The sequence below is a fragment of the Citrobacter sp. CK185 genome, from assembly GCF_030333565.1.
Lineage (GTDB): Bacteria > Pseudomonadota > Gammaproteobacteria > Enterobacterales > Enterobacteriaceae > Citrobacter_B > Citrobacter_B koseri.
This window is the reverse complement of record NZ_JAOWFR010000023.1, coordinates 98327-112181: the sequence shown is the minus strand read 5'-3', so window position 1 is coordinate 112181 and position 13855 is coordinate 98327. Positions and strand designations below refer to the sequence as shown.

Annotated in this window: 10 protein-coding genes; 2 read left to right on the top strand and 8 right to left on the bottom strand. The window is 56.9% G+C overall.

The genetic code is table 11. The features are described 5' to 3' along the window. Window positions 1–9: 9 nt before the first annotated feature. Together OGV79_RS08200 and OGV79_RS08195 are read right to left on the bottom strand one after the other, a co-directional pair. Complete coding sequence (locus OGV79_RS08200) at window positions 10–2373, bottom strand: glycoside hydrolase family 31 protein (protein ID WP_199976564.1); 2364 nt, start codon at window positions 2371–2373, stop codon at window positions 10–12. A 17-nt stretch (window positions 2374–2390) separates the two neighbouring features. Further along, window positions 2391–3692, bottom strand: a complete 1302-nt coding sequence (locus tag OGV79_RS08195) for an MFS transporter (protein WP_049010087.1) — start codon at window positions 3690–3692, stop codon at window positions 2391–2393. A 292-nt stretch (window positions 3693–3984) separates the two neighbouring features. Between OGV79_RS08195 and OGV79_RS08190 the strand changes: the two genes are divergently transcribed. Beyond that, window positions 3985–5058: a LacI family DNA-binding transcriptional regulator gene (locus OGV79_RS08190; protein WP_024130506.1), complete on the top strand. Its 1074-nt coding sequence runs from the start codon at window positions 3985–3987 to the stop codon at window positions 5056–5058. Here OGV79_RS08190 and OGV79_RS08185 read toward each other — a convergent pair. The 4 genes from OGV79_RS08185 to OGV79_RS08170 form a co-directional block, all read right to left on the bottom strand. After that, window positions 5055–6317 (bottom strand): DUF1479 domain-containing protein, encoded by a 1263-nt coding sequence (locus OGV79_RS08185; protein WP_286468224.1) that lies wholly within the window; start codon window positions 6315–6317, stop codon window positions 5055–5057. The genes OGV79_RS08190 and OGV79_RS08185 overlap by 4 nt on opposite strands. 150 nt (window positions 6318–6467) lie before the next feature. Beyond that, entirely contained in the window at window positions 6468–7283 is an 816-nt protein-coding gene (locus OGV79_RS08180) for a Cof-type HAD-IIB family hydrolase (protein WP_110494504.1), read from the bottom strand. Window positions 7284–7451: 168 nt separating this feature from the next. After that, window positions 7452–9884, bottom strand: a complete 2433-nt coding sequence (locus OGV79_RS08175; RefSeq protein ID WP_110494503.1) for a glycyl radical protein — start codon at window positions 9882–9884, stop codon at window positions 7452–7454. Window positions 9885–9888: 4 nt separating this feature from the next. After that, window positions 9889–10788, bottom strand: coding sequence for a glycyl-radical enzyme activating protein (locus OGV79_RS08170; protein WP_071259613.1), 900 nt, complete (start codon window positions 10786–10788; stop codon window positions 9889–9891). Between the two features lie 135 nt (window positions 10789–10923). Here OGV79_RS08170 and fsa point away from each other — a divergent pair, with 135 nt between their 5' ends. Beyond that, window positions 10924–11586, top strand: a complete 663-nt coding sequence (gene fsa, locus OGV79_RS08165; RefSeq protein WP_286468222.1) for a fructose-6-phosphate aldolase — start codon at window positions 10924–10926, stop codon at window positions 11584–11586. 154 nt (window positions 11587–11740) lie between these two features. Here fsa and moeB read toward each other — a convergent pair whose 3' ends face one another. Further along, window positions 11741–12502, bottom strand: a complete 762-nt coding sequence (gene moeB, locus OGV79_RS08160) for a molybdopterin-synthase adenylyltransferase MoeB (protein ID WP_049009968.1) — start codon at window positions 12500–12502, stop codon at window positions 11741–11743. Continuing rightward, entirely contained in the window at window positions 12502–13737 is a 1236-nt protein-coding gene (gene moeA, locus OGV79_RS08155) for a molybdopterin molybdotransferase MoeA (protein WP_248622888.1), read from the bottom strand. The genes moeB and moeA overlap by 1 nt, the downstream gene beginning before the upstream one ends. Window positions 13738–13855: the final 118 nt, after the last annotated feature.

Below are 13855 nucleotides of genomic sequence, written 5' to 3'. Positions count from 1 at the left end.
AACAACTCACTACAACACCCACTCACTCCCTTCAACGCCGTTCACCCGCAGCGTACGTTTTTCCCCCGCCGGTAACGATACCTTCAACGCGTTCCATGCCGGACGATAGTCGCCACGCGCGTTGATCCTCAGGTTGACGGTTGCCCCATCGCACACCATCTCCCATTCCACCCACAGGGCATTGCCCGTCTGATAACCCCAGCTTTCGCCATCGTCTTCAAACAGCAGACCGGACGTTGTCCCCACGCCTTTGACCGGGAACAGTTTCAGCTCGCGGGTATCGTCGCGTTCAGCGCTGACATGGGTGATCCGTTCGCTCAGCGGCAGACCTGCACCGGCGCGTACCAGCAGCGGCAGTTTTTCCAGCGGCGCGTTCAGCGTGATCCACTGGCCGCCAGAGAACCATTCGTGGCTATCGAAATCGTACCAGCCGGTTTCGTTATCCGGCAGCCAGACGCGGCGTTCACGTTGACCGGGTTCCACCACGCTCGCCACCAGAATATCGCGGCCAAGCAGGAAGTCGTCGCACTCTGCGAAGGTTTGCGCGTCGTGCTCGTGGTCGAGGAAAGTGGGGCGCAGCATCGGCTCGTCGTCGGCGTGCGCCTGCCACAGCAGCGTGTAGAAGTAGGGCAGCAGACGGTAACGTAGCTCAATCGCGCTACGAATCGCCGGCGTCACGCCCGGGTACATCCACGGCTCATTCACCGTATGATCGTCATTCCATGAGTGGATGGTAAAGCGAGGGTGCATCACGCCGTTCTGTACCCAGCGCACGAACAGCTCCGCATCCGGTTTATCGCCAGAGAAACCGCCGACGTCGTGACCCACGTTATACAGCCCGGACAGACTCATCCCCAGCCCCATGCGGGTGTTGTAGCGCAGGGTATCCCAGCTGGTGCGGTTATCGCCGCTCCAGGTTTGCACGTAACGCTGCATCCCGGCGCAGCCGGAACGGGAGATCAGGTACGGGCGTTTTTCCGGCGCAAAGCGCTGCTGCGCTTCCAGCGAGGCGCGCATCATCAACAGCGGCATGACCGGGCGAATATGTTTGATGGCGATTTCGCGGCCAAAGCCGTGGCAGCGGGCTTCGCCGTCCCACACTTCAAACTCGTTGTTGTCGTTCCAGGTGGAGTCGATCCCCATCTCCAGCAACTGCGTGGTGACGCCTTCCTGCCACCAGGCGACGGTTTGCGGATTGGTGAAATCAAGGTTAGAACCTTCGTCATCCCAGAAACTTGAACGTTCCGGCGCGTCGGTTTCCGAATCACGGATAAATAACCCTCTTTCCGCGACTTCGTTGTAGCGCGGGTGATCCTGCAACAGACACGGTTTAATGTTGGCCGCCAGCTTCAACCCCGCATCGTGGAATGCCTGGGTCATCACTTTCGGCTGCGGCACCTTGTCGTAGTTCCAGTTAAAGACATAGCGTTTGCCGTTAATGGAGGTGTAGCCAGATGAAAGCTGGAACGAATCGCACGGAATCGCGTGTTCATTGCACAGACGGATAAAGTTCATCAGCTGGTTTTGTGCGTCCGGCGCATCGGTGTAATGCATGGTCGAGCCGCTGTAACCCAGGCTCCACTTTGGCCCGAACAGGGTTTTCCCCGTCAGGCGCACAAAGGCTTTGGTGACATCCAGCACACGCTTGCCGGTAAAGATGTAGTAATCGATATCGCCCGCTTCCGCCTGCCAGCGGCGATAGGCGGTGTGATAGTTGTCGATTTCATTGCCCAGATCCAGCCAGCAGCTGCTCAGGTTGTCGTAAAACAGACCGTAGCTGACGTCATCGCGGCGGGCGATGGTGAATGGAATATGTTTGTACAGCGGATCGGTGCTGACCGCGTTATAGCCCATCGCGTCAAGGTTGCGCATCTCATAGCGTTGGCCGTTGCGTTGCAGGTCGCCCGCTTTCTCGCCCAGACCGTAAAAACGTTCATCTTTACGGCGGCTTAAATAGTGCGCCACGCCGTCGCCGTGAGCGTTCAGCAGATAGGCGCTGGTGGGGCGGTCGTTGACCAGCGGCTGCCAGTCGCCCGCCTCATCGCGATAGTGCCACTCCAGCCACAGCGGCTGGTGGACGGTCACGCGCAGTTGCTCAGTAGCGACAATCAGCGCGCCATCCTGCTGCGTCAGTTGCCAGGCCGGGCAGCTAAAGCCGCTTACATCTTCGCGGCTGCGGCCTTCCCACGGCACATCCTGCGCCGGGGCGATACTCCAGGTTCTGTCTAATGCCAGTTCGCCTTTACGTTTGATCAGCACGCGAAACAGATTTTCTTCCAGTACGTACAGGCACAGATGGTGTTGACCATCGACCAGCAGTTCCAGATGATGGGCCGACTGTTTCTCTACAATCCAGTTTTTCAGGGTTTTCATACGCAATACATCCACTATCAGGCGCGCTTGGCGCGACGTTCAGCAATAAATGCCACCAGGAAAACAGCGCCAATCAGGTCAAAGAACCCCATGGCGATAAAGAGCGGGTTAAAGCCGATTTTGTCGGCGGTAACGCCAATTAACAGAGAGAAGAGGAAGCTGGCGATCCACGCCGCAGAGCCGCGCATTCCGTTGACGGTCGCCATCTGGCCTTTATCAAACGACTCCACGACCAGTGCGCTCAGCATGCAGGAGATGATCTGATGACCGAAGCCGCCGATGGAGATCAGCACGATGGTGATATACGGATCGCGGGTAATGGCCACGATGCCGAGAGAAATCATCAGAAACGCGCCGGTCACGGAGCTTGCCACCACGGAGTTAACGCGAGAGCAGCCAAACAGACGGGTATACAGGCGGGTGAGGTAGCCGCTCGCCACGCTGCCGAGATCGGCGGCGAGGAACGGCAGCCAGGCGAACATGGCGATCTGCTTCAGATCCATGCCGTGTTCCTTCGCCAGATACAGCGGTACCCAGAAGCTCAGCACCGCCCAGGCCGGTTCTGCCATAAAGGCCGGGATCGCGATACCGTAGAAACGTTTATTTTTCGACACGGTTTTCAGCGCGGTCAGGAAGGGCAGTTTCACGGCCGGAGGCTCGTTATCCTGCTTGATATACTCCAGCTCCTCTCCACTCAGGTTCGGGTGCTGTTCCGGGTTATGGTAGAACGCCCACCACAGGATCACCCACAGCAGCGCCAGCACGCCGGTAAACATAAATGCGCCCTGCCAGCCGAATGAGGCGTGCGCGAAGTAGATGATTGGCGGCGCCAGCATGGCGCCAATTGAGAAGCCGACGCCCGCCCAGCCCGCCGCGACCGGACGCTCTGATTTCGGGAACCATTCGCCGATGGTTTTGGCGTTGGCTGGCGTAGCGGCCGCTTCAGATGCGCCCATAAAGAAGCGCAAAATTGCCAGATGCAGCCAGCTTCCGGCGCCCGCGTGGAAGATACACATCAGCGCCCAGATCCCGGCGCAGACCATAAAGCCAATCTTCAGGCCAATCACATCGATCAGCCAGCCGCACAGGGGCTGGAAAATGGTGTAGGCAATCTGGAACGCGCCGACAATCCAGGAGTATTGCTCGGTGGTGATCCCCAGACTCTCTTTTAGCTCCGGCGCCAGGATACCCAGCGAGTTACGCGTGATGTAGTTAACGGTCACACCCAGTAAGAACAGCACCAGCACATACCAGCGCAAATTTTTGATGACGCGGCGGGTTTTACTCGCGGCGACAGTGTTATTGATGTCCTGACTCATTTCTTTTCTCCACAAGACGGACGGTAGGGGAAATAAACGTTTTGGTGTCACACAAATTTTGTTATCTCATTGAAAGTTATCTTTTTATTTATTCTTAGTTGCTATACAACTAGTATGTAAGTTGTGTGACAAGTTCAGGTTAAGTGAGAAAATGGGCGGGCAATAGCGGATTTTGTGCAAGTTTTCTCATTACTAACGGTATCGCTCTGGCAAGATGGGCGTTAAGCCAGTTATTTCCCTGTTTGTGCGTTATGAAAATTTTTTCATTTAGCAAATGGAGCAAGATCACAAAATGGATAAAAGGCTCAAAATCAGCGAAATTGCCGCGCGGACGCAGCTTTCCGTCAGCACCGTTTCCCGCGTGCTGGCGGGGAAGGCAAATACCAGTGAAAAAGCGCGCAACAAAGTGCTGGAGTGCGCGCGGGAGCTGGGCGTCATGGACGGGATGGCGGCAGGCAGGCTGTTGCTGAATAGTCTGGTGGTCTTTGCGCCGCAGCGGGCGTTTGATGAGCGGTCCGACATCTTTTACTACCGCGTGATTCAGAACGTGAGTAAAGGACTGACGGCGTATGAAGTACGGCTGCGTTATTGCGCGCTTGAGGAACTGGACAGTGACGCGCAGCTTTTCCTCGCGCGGATGAACGAAGCGGAAACGCAGGCGGCGATTTTGTTAGGGATTGACGATCCGCATATTCACGATTTGGCGGTGGACGTGGGGAAACCCTGCGTACTGATTAATTGCCGCGATCAGCGAATGCGTTTGCCAGCCGTTTCGCCCGATCACCGCGCCATTGGCGAACTTGCCGCTGATTATCTTTTTTCAATGGGGCATCGCGACGTGATGACGGTGCTCTGCCTGCGTCGCTACACGATGGAGCTGCGTCTGGCCGGCATTCGCGACGCCTGGCAAACCCATAATCTGAAATTTAACGATAAGCGGGATTTACTGGTATCGCCGAGTTTCAGTGCGAAAGAGGCGGAGCAGCGGGTCAGCGAATGGCTGGCGAATACGCCGGATAAGGCGTTGCCGACGGCGTTTTTGGTCGGCGGTGATTTTATGGCGGCGGGCGTCATCAGCGCGTTGCAAAAGCGCGGCCTTCGCGTGCCGCAGGATGTGTCGGTGATGAGTATTGACGGCTTTAATCTGGCGGAAATTCAGGATGTGCCGTTAACAGCAGTGCATGTGCCGCGCGATGAGCTGGGGACGGAGGCGGTACATATGCTGCAACAACGTCTGGTTCGTCCGAATGCGCCAATCGGTACGCTGTTGCTGAACGGCACGTTAACGGTGCGGGAGTCGGTGCGGCGGATACGTCCAGGGAAACGACGCACCGCCGTCGAACGGGAAGGGCTGTATGACGCTTAACTCATGCCCAGCGCGCGTTTTCCGTGAATGTTCAGATCGCTCAGCGTAAAACGGCCTTCCCAGTTTGTTTCGTAATCTTCACGCGGGAAATCGCCTGGCGATGCGCCCGTTTCCAGCGCGGCTTTGACCTTGTGCGCGTAAGCCAGGTTTTTCTCGCACATCGGCGCGGCGGGGATGTACATCACGTTCCCCCAGCCTTGCTGATTTTCCACCGGCGCGACGGAGTGGATCACATCGCAATGCCACCAGACGGAGTCCCCGGCCTCCAGTTGCGGAATACTGGTCAATGCCTCAATCAGCAGCGGATGCCATTGTTGCGAAACCGGCAGCACCCGGCCTGGTGCAACGCCGCACAGTTCATCTTCAGGAACGTCATCCAGCAGGGGGCGTAACAGGATATACGCCATCGCTTCTGGAATCGGCACCACATGCAGCAAGCCCTGGCCCGGCAGCATATCTGACAGCGCCGTCCACCCCTGGAAGGTGCGGAAAACCGAGCATTTGGTGGTGTTATCGACCGTATACTCTTCGACTTCGGTACGGTAGGCGGCATGCCAGGGATCGTACTTCTCCAGCTCGCCGTTAAAGATACTGGCGAAAACCCGTTGATAGGCGGGCAGCAGCCAGCGTTCCAGCGCGCCGGAATCGGTATGCGCCCCCAGACCTTTTGAGGTGGTGCCGGGCGGGCGGCGGCGGATGCGATCCGGGTAGATCACGCTGATATCCGGGTTGAACCACTGTCTGCCGTCGCTTTCAAATGTCCACAGCCGATTAAGGAAAGACTGAACGTTCGCCATCTCTTCGCTCTGACGAGCCTGCATCTGCGCCTGCGACCAGTAAATCGGATAAATTTCAGGGCGGGAGGCGGTTAACGTGCCGAAGAAGTTATCGCCGGGACCTTTGTACACCTCATCAAAATGGTTGCGATCCAGATAATCCAGCATGGATTGATCCCATGCCAGCGCCTGTTCCCGCGGGAAATGGCCCTTAATGACCGCGCATCCACGCCGCTTGAGCTGTTCACGCTGCGCTGCCGTGATGGCGCCGGACTGGATATCCGCGTAAGACAGCACAGGCCAGACGGCATCGCCCTGCGCTTTGAGCGTATTGATTTCCGCCACGCGTGTGGCAATCACCTCGCTGAGCCTGTCAAAAACGCCCTGCACATCACCGAGCTGCGCCCGCAACGCCTGCTTCATCTGCCGGATCGCCGCTTTATGATCGGCCGGTAATGTATCGCTTGTGAAGGTTAAAGCCATAACCACCTCGCATTGACTTTCATTCGAAACTTAAATTAATTACAAATGACAATATAAGTTATAAATAAGTTAATGCAAGTTTAAAAACTTGATGCGGTACGCAGAATGGAAAAGCAGGGGGAAACCGGAGCAGCGCTCCGGTATCTGGAATCAGACGTTAAAAGGCGGGGCGTTATCCAGTACGGCCTGAATCACGTTTAACGCTCCCTGATGGTTGTTATCATCGGTATGATAACGGCTGAGGGCTTTGATGTTGTCTGCGGCGTTCGCCATCGCGAAAGCGTACCGCGCCATTTTCAGCATTTCCGCATCGTTGTCGCTGTCGCCAATCGCCACCACATTTTGCGGCGAAAGATCCCAGCGTTTCAACAGACGGCTGATGCCGTTCGCTTTGTGTAACCCCGGTATGATTAAGTCGATGAAGCCGAAGCCGCTGGTCACGGGTTTCATAATGCCGTCCAGCGACGTATGCAGCGCATCAACCACGAAGGGGATCTGCTGGTCTGGCAGGTTCAGTGAAAACTTAAACAGAACATCGTCAATGTCCTGGTAATCCTTCACGGGTTGCAGACGGTGGTAGTGCTTCGACATCAGCGCCACAAAAGATTCCGGCGCATGTTCGCTGACATAAGCGCTTTTCAGGCCACAGGCGACAAAATTAAGCTGCTTATCTTTTAACAGCTCGCCAATCACAATACGGGATTCATGCCGGGTCAGTTCGCCATGAAACAGTTGCTTGCCATGCTCATAAACCAGCGCGCCATTTTCCGCGACGAAGGAAATTTCGTCTTTCAGCTCGGGGAAAAAGGAAATAAGTTGGTAATACTGATTGCCGCTGGCGACGACAAATTCGATGCCGCGTTTTTTTAGTTCCTGATACTGCGCCATAAATCGTGCGTGATCGTACTTTTTGGCGTCGTCGAGAAAAGTTCCGTCCATATCAGTGACGATAACTTTAACGGTCATACATTGCTCCTGGCTCAAAACTGCGACCAGAAACATTCTAATAACAAGGTGACGGGGAGCACAAATTTAATTTCGAATGAAAGTCAGAAAGCCGGGTGGCGGCTTCGCCTTATCCGGCCTACGGGGGAATATGTAGGCCGGGTAAGCGAAGCGCCACCGGGCGTATTTTTACAACATATGTTCAGTACGGGCGATGATATCGTCCTGCGCATCCGGCGACAGCGCGGTAAAGAAGGCGGAATAACCGGCCACCCTGACCACCAGATCGCGATACTGATCCGGGTGCTTCTTCGCGTCCAGCAGCGTTTCGCGCGACACGATGTTGTACTGAATATGCCAGCCTTTATGCACTTCGAAGAAAGTGCGCAGCAGTATCATCAGCTTCTGCTTGTCGGATTCGTTCTCCAGCGTCGCCGGGTTCAGCTTCTGGTTGAGCAACACGCCGCCGAGAATTGAGCCGGTAGGCAGTTTGCCGACGGAGCCAATAACCGCCGTTGGACCGAGATGATCGGTGCCGGAAGCCGGGCTTGCCCCTTCCGCCAGCGGGGTATGCGCTTTACGGCCATCCGGCGTCGCCATCGTTGCCGCGCCAAACGGTACGTTTGCAGAAATGGACGAGGTTCCGGCGTAATAGTTGCCGCCGGTCGGGCCGCGACCGTAACGCGGGTTGTGATACTGCTTCAGCTCGTCGATATAGGTCTGATAAGCGCGGGCCAGCAGGGTATCGACGGTGTCATCGTCGTTACCGTATTTTGGCGCGCCGTTGATCAGCCGCTGGCGTAACTGTTCATGAGTGAGGCCTTCAAAGTCATCGGCCAGTGCGGCGGCAAGCTGCTGTTGGCCGATAGCCCCCTGTTCAAAGACCAGTTTTTTCACCGCCGCCAGGCTGTTGCCGAGGTTAGCGATACCGACCTGCAAACCGGAAACCCAGTCATATTTCGCGCCGCCTTGCTTGATGCTCTTCGCGCGTTCGATGCAATCATCCACCAGCGCCGAGCAGAGAATGTCATGGACGTTCTCTTCCAGCATGGTGTCAACCACGTACTCGATTTCGATCGACTTGCGCGTGTAGTAGCGAATCTGCGTATCCCAGGCGTCCATCACTTCATCGAAGCTGGTGAAGTTACCGGCGGAGAGCGCCTTTTCCTGCGGCAGGAAGACTTTACCGCTGGTGGCGTCGCGACCGCCTTCCAGCGCTGCCAGCATCACGCGGGCAAAGTTAATGAAGCTCATGCCGGTGCAGCGGTAGCCCCATTTGCCGCCCACGGCGGTTTCGATACAGCCGATGGCCGCGTAGTCGTAAGCGTCTTGTGGGTCGATACCGAGTTTAATAAATTCCGGGATAACGATTTCGTCGTTGTTGAACGCGGGCATCCCAAAGCCGCAGCGAATAACCTGCACGCAGGCATCGAGGAAGTCGTTGCTCATTCCGGCGTGATAGCGCACGCTGAGGTTCGGCTGGGTGGAACGCAGGCGGCCGCAGGACTCCAGAATAGCGTAAGAGAGCGGATTGACCGCATCCACCGGCTGACCGTTGACCAGACTCTGACCGCCAATGGTGACGTTCTGATACAGCGGGCTGCCCGCTGAGGCTTTGGAGTGAGAGCCGGAGCGGATCTTGTTCACTTCCAGCAGCTTCAGCCAGCAGCTGTGCAGCAGTTCAATCGCGTGTTCGCGATCCAGCGTCTGGTTTTGCTCCACATCACGACGGTAATACGGCCAGAGATACTGGTCCATACGTCCAAACGAAACGGAGTGGCCGTTAGACTCGATTTGCAAAATCAGCTGGATGAAATAGCACAGTTGCAGCGCCTGCCAGAACGTCTGCGGCGGCTGATGGGCGATGAGATCGCAGTTCTCCGCCATCGCCAGCAGTTCGTCACGGCGGCTTTCACGGCTTTCTGTCGCCGCCATCTGACGCGCCAGGTCGGCAAAACGTTTGATGTGCAGGCTGACCGCCTCCAGTACGATATCAATCGCTTTCAGGAACTGCTCGCCGTGCAGGTCTTCCAGTACGGTCAGGTTAATGCGCGAACGGCGTTCTGCCACCTTGTCACGCAGACCATCAAGACCTTTTTCCAGCAGCAGCGGGAAGTTTACCGCCAGATGCGCGTCGCCGGAGGTCATGTTGCCCTCGGCTTTAATGATGCCGGTTTCCAGCAGACCTTTTTGCTCATCGGTAAACATGCCGTAGCAGCGGTCCTGTACCGTCTGACCACGCCACCACGGGCACACGGCGTGTAAAACGCGTTTGTTCTCTTCGCTGACCGCAAAACCGGCGCCAGGGCGATCGGCCAGATCGTCGATCTCTTTTTCAATCCACGAGACGGTGTATTCTGGGAAGATCGGCGCGGCACGCACTTCGCTTGCCTGGTTGCCGATAATCAGTTCGTCATGTTTGATCCAGATAGTGCGTTCTGCCAGATGGTGCGCCAGCGCCAGCGCGCGACGAACCGGAATCGGCTTATCCAGATGTTGCTGATACATCTCGGTGTAGTGCTGCGCGCGCTCCGTACATACGGGCGGCTTCACAATGTGCACCAGTGCGGTTTTATGCGCTTTGATGCGGTCGCTGAGCGTATCCAGTTTCAGTGTGGTCATGGGATTATCCTCGTAAAGTCGCGGTTAAACCTTTGCTGCTGGCGTACTGCTGCGCAAAATCAAGCAACGCGGGCGCATCAAGTGGTTTGTCCGGGGCATAGTAGGGCTGACTGAGTAAGTGGTATTTATTGATGCCCAGCGTGTGATAGGGCAGAAAATGGATCTCACCGACGTGCAGTTCGTCGGCGGCAAAATCGGTAATGGCTTTGATCGCCTCTTCATCGGCGTTAAAACCCTGAATGAGCGGCACGCGGATGATCATTTTTTTACCGGCGGCAGCGAGCTTTTTCAGGTTTTCCAGTACGCGAGAAGCGCTGCCATCGGTCCACTGCTTAAACGGCGCCTCGGCAATGTGTTTTAAATCGGCGAGGAACAGATCGACATTCGGCAGGGACGGTTCGATATATTTCCACGGTACGTGCAGACAGGTTTCGACCGCGGTATGGATACCCGCATCATGGCTGGCTTTGAACAACGCGGCGGCCAGTTCCGGCTGCATAAAGGGCTCGCCGCCGGAGAGCGTTATACCGCCGCCGCTGCGATCGTAAAACGGCTTGTCGCGCAGCACGGTGTCCATGATCTCTTCCACGCGCTTTGTTTCGCCGCAGACGGTTAACGCCTGAGTGGGGCAGCAGTGGGTGAGGGCGTCCATATGCGCATCGGTCAGTTTTTCGCGATGAATAAGCAGGCCGTTCAGCGCGCGTTCGATCACCTCTGGCGCGGCTTGCGCGCACAGCGTGCACCCGTCAAGGCACAGGCGCGCATCGTATAAGAGATCTCTGGCGCGTGCGCGGCTTTCCGGGTTCTGGCACCAGCGGCAGCCCAGCGAGCAGCCTTTCAGGAAGACAACGGTGCGAATGCCGGGGCCATCATGGGTAGAATAGCGCTGAATATTGAAAATCATAAACGGCCTCTCTTTCTTTCGTATAAAGATTAAATAACTTTCGAATGAAAGTTATGTTGACGCAGGTCAACTCTCAGAGAGGTTTTGTCGTGATAGTCTTAAACTATGCAAAATCTCACAGTTTGAGGAATGGTTATGGAACTCTATCTGGATACGTCTGACGTTGAGGCCGTGAAATCGCTGGCGCGTATATTCCCGCTGGCAGGGGTGACGACGAATCCCAGTATCGTGGCGGCAGGTAAAAAACCGTTGGAGGTGTTACTCCCGGAATTGCACGACGCGATGGGCGGACAGGGGCGTTTATTCGCTCAGGTAATGGCGAGCACGGCGCAAGGAATGGTCAGCGATGCGCGTAAGCTGCGGGCGATTATTCCTGATATCGTGGTAAAAGTGCCGGTTACAGCCGAAGGACTGGTAGCAATTAAGTTGTTGAAAGTGGAAGGTATTCCGACGCTGGGGACGGCGGTTTACGGCGCGGCGCAGGGGCTGTTATCCGCGCTGGCGGGTGCCGACTACGTTGCGCCTTACGTTAACCGCGTGGACGCACAGGGCGGGAATGGTATTCAGACGGTTAATGATTTGCAGCAGCTACTGAAAATGCACGCCCCGCACGCCAAAGTGCTGGCGGCCAGTTTTAAAACGCCGCGTCAGGCGCTGGACTGCCTGTTGGCCGGGTGTGAATCCATCACCCTGCCGCTGGATGTCGCGCAGCAGCTTATCAGTTACCCGGCTGTCGATGCCGCAGTAGCGAAGTTTGAGCACGACTGGCAGGGCGCGTTCGGACGAACGTCGCTTTGAGCGACGCGTAGGCCGGATAAGGCGTTTACGCCGCCATCCGGCAACATGCCCGGGGCGCTGCGCTTGCCGGGCCTACAAACCATCGTAGGCCGGATAAGGCGTCAGCCGCCATCCGGCACCCGTAAATGCCTGATGGCGACGCGTTTGCGTCTTATCAGGCCGGCACCTGTGCTCCGCACACCTCGCAACCCGGATTGCGCATTAATTTCATTTCGCGGAACTGACAGGTCATCGCGTCGTACATCACAATTTTGCCGGATGCGGGTTGACCGTAATGCGCCAGCAATTTGATGGCTTCCATCGCCTGCAATGAACCGATCACCCCTATCAGCGGCGCCATAACGCCCGCTTCCACGCAGGTGAGGGCGTTCTCGCCAAACAGACGGCTCAGACAGCGGTAGCAGGGTTCGCCTTCCTGCCAGGTAAAGACGGTGATCTGTCCTTCCATACGGATGGCGGCGCCGGAAACCAGCGGCACTTTGGCGGCGAAACATCCGGCATTAAGCTGATTACGGATGGCAACATTGTCAGTACAGTCCAGCACCAGATCGTGCCCGGCGATAAGCGCATTCAGCGCCGGTTCGTCCAGCAGGGCGTTGATCGGTGTAAGGGTGATATAAGGGTTGATGCGCGCCAGCGCCTCGCGCGCCGAATCCACCTTCGGCTGCCCGACGGTGGCATCGCTGTGCAGCGTCTGGCGTTGCAGGTTCGACACTGAAACGGTGTCAAAATCGAGCAGCGTGAGCTGCCCAACGCCCGCGCCCGCGAGGTACTGCGTTGCCGCACACCCGAGCCCACCCAGGCCAACGACCAGCACCCGCGCATCCTTTAGCGCTTCCTGTCCTTCAAAATCGAACCCTCGCAGAATGATTTGCCGGTTGTAGCGCATCATCTCCTGGTCGCTGAGTTCCGCCATTACAGGCCTCCAAACAGCGCGTTAAACGGCTCGACTTCCACCCATTCGCCCGCGTCAACGTTACCGCGATCGCGTTCCAGCACAATAAAACAGTTACCCATGCTAAAGGAGCTGAAAATATGCGAACCCTGGTGTCCCGTGGTGGTGACTTCCAGTTCGCCGTCAGCCGTGCGTTGCAGAATGCCGCGCTGAAAATCAAGACGGCCCGGCGTTTTCTTCAGCCGTGAAGCGGTACGCACGCGCTGACGCGCTGGCAGACCGCTGGCGATATTGCCGCTAAGTTTCGCCAGCAACGGCTGCACGAGCTGATAGAACGTCAGCGCCGCAGAGACCGGGTTGCCCGGCAGACCGCAGAACCAACTGTTGTTCAGCTTACCGAAGGCGAACGGTTTGCCCGGTTTAATCGCCAGTTTCCAGAACGCGATTTCTCCCAGCTCTTCGAGGATCGTTTTGGTGTAATCCGCCTCGCCCACTGAAACGCCGCCAGAGCTGATAACCACATCGGCCTGGCTGTCGGCTTCGATAAAGGCGGCGCGTAGCTGCTGCGGGTTATCGCGAATGATCCCGAGATTGATCACCTCGCAGCCTAACTGTTCAAGCATCAAGTGTACGGTTAAGCGGTTGGTGTCATAAATTTGCCCGTCGCCCAGCGGCTGACCCGGCAATTGCAGCTCATCGCCGGTGGAGAACAGCGCCACGCGCACTTTGCGCACGACCTGCGCTTCGGCGATGCCCAGCGAAGCCAGTACTGGCAGTTCTGCGGTGGTCAGGCGAGTCCCCGCCGGGAAAACCACGGCGTCATGGGTGATGTCTTCCCCACGGCGGCGGATGTTTTGTCCGTTACGAACGTCAGCGGTAAAACGGATGCCCTCGTCGGTTTGCTCCGTCTGTTCCTGCATGACCACCGCCTCACACCCCGCAGGCACCGGCGCGCCGGTCATAATGCGGATACAGGCGCCAGCAGGCCATTCCCCCTGGAACGGTTGCCCGGCAAAGGCTTTCCCCGCCACCGGCAGCGGTTGACCAGCGGTCAGATCCGCCAAACGCACCGCGTAACCGTCCATTGCAGCGTTATCGAATCCCGGAACGTCCAGCGGGGAGACCACATCGTTTGCCAGGATGCGGCCAAAACAGTGAACCAGCGGCAGGGTTTCGAATGCCGTGAGTGGCGTAATGCGCGACAACATCTGGGTGAGCGCCGTTTCAAGCGGCATCAGTCCGGCGGTAAATTCCATGAAAACACTCCTGCGAGGCAAAATCGAATCCGTCTATTATGTCAGAAAATGCGGGCAGGCTGTATGCCACCTCAGACTTAGGGGCTGGCCCTTTACCTTTACATGCCGCCTGCATCTT

Excerpts from the sequence above, each read along its gene's own strand:
- OGV79_RS08195 (WP_049010087.1), bottom strand. The coding sequence starts at position 3,692 with ATGAGTCAGGACATCAATAACACTGTCGCCGCGAGTAAAACCCGCCGC.
- OGV79_RS08170 (WP_071259613.1), bottom strand. The coding sequence starts at position 10,788 with ATGATTTTCAATATTCAGCGCTATTCTACCCATGATGGCCCCGGCATT.
- OGV79_RS08190 (WP_024130506.1), top strand. The coding sequence starts at position 3,985 with ATGGATAAAAGGCTCAAAATCAGCGAAATTGCCGCGCGGACGCAGCTT.
- moeA (WP_248622888.1), bottom strand. The coding sequence starts at position 13,737 with ATGGAATTTACCGCCGGACTGATGCCGCTTGAAACGGCGCTCACCCAG.
- OGV79_RS08180 (WP_110494504.1), bottom strand. The coding sequence starts at position 7,283 with ATGACCGTTAAAGTTATCGTCACTGATATGGACGGAACTTTTCTCGAC.
- moeB (WP_049009968.1), bottom strand. The coding sequence starts at position 12,502 with ATGGCGGAACTCAGCGACCAGGAGATGATGCGCTACAACCGGCAAATC.
- OGV79_RS08185 (WP_286468224.1), bottom strand. The coding sequence starts at position 6,317 with ATGGCTTTAACCTTCACAAGCGATACATTACCGGCCGATCATAAAGCG.
- OGV79_RS08200 (WP_199976564.1), bottom strand. The coding sequence starts at position 2,373 with ATGAAAACCCTGAAAAACTGGATTGTAGAGAAACAGTCGGCCCATCAT.
- fsa (WP_286468222.1), top strand. The coding sequence starts at position 10,924 with ATGGAACTCTATCTGGATACGTCTGACGTTGAGGCCGTGAAATCGCTG.
- OGV79_RS08175 (WP_110494503.1), bottom strand. The coding sequence starts at position 9,884 with ATGACCACACTGAAACTGGATACGCTCAGCGACCGCATCAAAGCGCAT.